Here is a 3591-nt window from a genome sequence, read left to right on the forward strand (position 1 = left end):
TATAGTCAACATATCATAGGAATCACCACTTGATAAGGAATCAACACCTGAAAAAGCAACTTTAGAAGCATCAACTTTTGTTACACTTGAATCTGTTGATTTATTGGCAAAGAAGTTAATAGTAATTGTTTTACCCCAAACTACATTATCAAAACGAATAGTTGAAAAGTTTTGAACATTTCCGATGGTATAGGAGGATGGAGTCCAAGGGGTATTGTTATAACCGAATACCAAAGTGTTTCCGGTCAAGGTTACTGCGCTAATATACCAATTAGTTTGACCTCCAAATATACCTGCAGCACTCACATTAGCATCTCCATACAGATAAACTGTATTATTGGAGATGTTTACTTGAGTCTGACCATGGGCCCACCCCCCAAAAATGGTAGAAGAATATGTACCAGAACCCAGTATTACCTTATTGTTAGACGCAGTTGAACTTCCAATTCCTCCTGCATAACCTCCTGTAATCATCTTGTTTCCAAGAAATTCACTTCCTTTTTCTATAAAAACGGTATTTCCAGAGGCTGTTACTGCATTTCCTGAATAATCATCTATAATTTGGGCTCCATAGACAGTCAAATTCTTGGTAGAACTTCCTGCTTTAAACGTTACTGTATTATTATTACCTTGAACATTTCCTTGTACAGCGGCGTTCAAATTTGTATAAGCACCCATGAGGTTACTTTGATACTGATTATTTGTCGATCCATTTATCGTGCCGTAACTGGTGATACTGTTGCCATCATTGCTTCCATCTGCAACAAATTTGTTGCAATTCAACCTAGTGTCGGCATCAGGATAATTTACCACTCCAGATGATTTGACTGTAATTGTTGCAGGTGATGTTGGTGAAACTACAGAATTATAACCTCCATCTAATGCCCAGGTTCCTTCGACGTTCTTAGGGGAGGTATATACCGCATCTGCAAATGCCGTACCTCCCGCAAGGACTGAGAAAACAGCAATAACAAGAGGCTTTATTCTCATTCTATTTAATGAGTAAAGAGAACTCCCATGTTTTATCGCATCCAAATGTCTTATTTTTCTTTTCATCATCATAACCTCAGACAAATTTAGACCATCACTGTTTTTTATTTTTGTGAATAAATCTGTCAGATTGAATAAATGATGAACTGATTTAAAAAATTCCTCACAAAAAATCATGTATTTTTAGAGTAAACTGTACTTAAGTACAGTGTCTTACTTAATGAAAAATATGAAGATTCTTAGTGATAGTACAGCTAAACAGAATAATATTCTGGTATTGTTTCCAATACTGATTTATGCCATTTGTTTTACCGAAAATCTGACCGGATTTGGTCTATTTTTTAGTACCTCAATATCAGAGACCTTCTTCACTCTCGACAGTAAACTCATAACCATATCAATCTTCTGCTGTCTTTTATCTGTTGGAATGCTATCTTTTGCCTTCACTAACCGTTATGTTTCTAACAAAAGGCTTCCTATCTTTGTAACGGGAATCTGTTTCACAAGAATTCTTATCTGGCTCTGTATTTATAACAAGTTAAGTGATCTGAGTATTGTCAATACCATGCTTATTGTCCTTTATGCTCTTGATTTAGGCTATATCTCAGCCTTTGCCTTTTATAGAGGACTAAAACTTACTCCTAGAAACAGATTTGCAAGATATATCGGTTTTTCTCTTGCCTTTGCAGTGCTATTGACAATGATTATTGGAAGACTGCCATTAACCCCAGTTAGCAGCAACTTCTATCTGGGAATTGTTTGTCAGGTACTGATTATCTTATTCTTCAGAATAAAAATTGAAGGCCAGCAATTAGAGCTTACAGAAAGAAAAGTTCGCATTTCTCCAGGAATGAGACGTTATCTTAAGAACGGCATCATTATGGTTTCGGTCCTGAGTTTTCTACATGGAATGACAGATGGTGTGGATTACTTTATCTTCAAGAACAGTGAAGTTGATGTTGTCCACGAATACTATCGTCTTTTCTATGTCTTAAGTCTGATTACTGCAGCCATACTTTATGATAAGTTCAAGTACTATCAGATGCTTCTTGCTATTCTTGCAACAGGTCTTCTGATTCTGGCCTTTCAGCTGTACAACACAGAGTACTTCAATGTGGTTCATTACCTTGATAGTATCTGTTCTGGTTTTATACTTGTCTTTATCATGAACATATTTGCTGAAGCCTCAGCCGTCACTGATAAACCATGGATGTGGTGTAATCTTGGAAGAATCATTCAGTTTGCTTTGAACTCGATAGGATCTGTTATCTCTGTGTGGCTTCTAGATCAAAATCTTACTGCAACATCACAGTTTATATTTCTGATCCTTTTGTGCGTACTGATTTTTATGCTGTATCACGGCTCAATGAACTACCAGATAGAAAAACAGTATCGTACTCTGAGCATGAGACTAAATAAAGAACTAGAAAAGTCACGACCAACTGCAGTTGAAGATGTTACTAACAGTAAAGCAAAGGATTTCAGTAAAGGAATATCCTCAGAATCTTATAAAAGAGTATCTATAACCAACAGACTTTTAATAAATTCTCACAAAAATAAGCAAGGAAAAAAGGAAATCCACATAAAAAGTCAAAATGAATCTCTGCAGAATGATCTTAAAGACTTTATTTCGGCTTATGACCTAACATCAAAGGAATCTGATATTCTTAAGGAAATCTTACAGTTAAAATCAATTAAAGATATGGCTGTAGAACTGGACATAACGGAGAGAACAGTGAAATACCGTATTTCCAGAATTTTTGAGAAAACTGGAACTAAAAACCAAAGAGAACTACTCAAAAAAATAAATGAATAGCCTGCAATCCAAACTGAACCTGTATTACCTAGATACAGAAAGTTCCATCGCAATATCTCAGATACAACATAAACACAGACAATTTACACTATACAGAAACAGAGCTATGAGTAAGGTTACCGAGGGAAACCATCTCACAGCTCTTTTTAGCAAAGCCAATACCTATTCCGTAGACATTCTTATATCTTTTGGAAATAAATTTTGAGGCATAATCTTTTTGGATTATCTGTTTTGTTGCATCAAGAGCTACATCATAACAGTCATCCAGTTCTTGGGCTTTCTTCATCTCTATGATACAGGCGGTTTTAGTATCATAGTTAGTTAAGACAATATCAGAGAATCCTGTTCCTGTCTCAATTTCCTCATGGTACTCAAGACCTTTAGTTGAAGCAGCTATTCCAAGAATACCTGTCATAAATCCGTGGTAGTAAAGCTCATCACCGCTGTTTCTAATACTTAAGAACTCTTTTAGCATGGTGCTGATTAAAGCCTGAGCTTCTTCAGTCTTATTCTCCATGAGTAAATCCACCAGGCTTAGAGTCTGATTAAACCAGTGATGATTATTCTTGGTGTAGAAGTTTTCAAACTTACTCTTAAAACAGAGGGCTACCTCATTATTGGGAATTCTGATTTTTACCTTGTCACAAGAGTTTGTTTCTTCTGCATAGGTTGCATAGCCTGTATGCAGCATTAAGGTCATAAAGATATCAAAATCCATGTTATTGTTGATATCTGGATATGTGGTAAATTCCTTTAATGAAATCTCTATGACATTTCTGTCTGAG

The 3591-nt window shown here is 35.8% G+C and carries 3 protein-coding genes; 1 reads left to right on the plus strand and 2 read right to left on the minus strand.

Annotation, left to right across the window (positions count from 1 at the left end; all coding sequences use genetic code 11):
* On the minus strand, nucleotides 1-1056 hold a 1056-nt coding region (locus QZU45_RS11975), incomplete at its 3' end, for a hypothetical protein (protein WP_295355602.1).
* A 163-nt stretch (nucleotides 1057-1219) separates the two neighbouring features.
* On the opposite strand from QZU45_RS11975, the gene QZU45_RS11980 reads away from it, so the two are divergent.
* Nucleotides 1220-2806, plus strand: coding sequence for a helix-turn-helix transcriptional regulator (locus QZU45_RS11980; protein WP_295355604.1), 1587 nt, complete (start codon nucleotides 1220-1222; stop codon nucleotides 2804-2806).
* 88 nt (nucleotides 2807-2894) lie between these two features.
* Here QZU45_RS11980 and QZU45_RS11985 read toward each other — a convergent pair.
* On the minus strand, nucleotides 2895-3591 hold a 697-nt coding region (locus QZU45_RS11985), incomplete at its 5' end, for a PD-(D/E)XK nuclease domain-containing protein (protein WP_295355606.1).

Source organism: uncultured Succinivibrio sp., from assembly GCF_902756765.1.
Lineage (GTDB): Bacteria > Pseudomonadota > Gammaproteobacteria > Enterobacterales > Succinivibrionaceae > Succinivibrio.

What these genes read in the sequence shown, in the direction of transcription:
- QZU45_RS11980 (WP_295355604.1), top strand. Translation starts at nt 1,220, where the DNA reads ATGAAGATTCTTAGTGATAGTACAGCTAAACAGAATAATATTCTGGTA.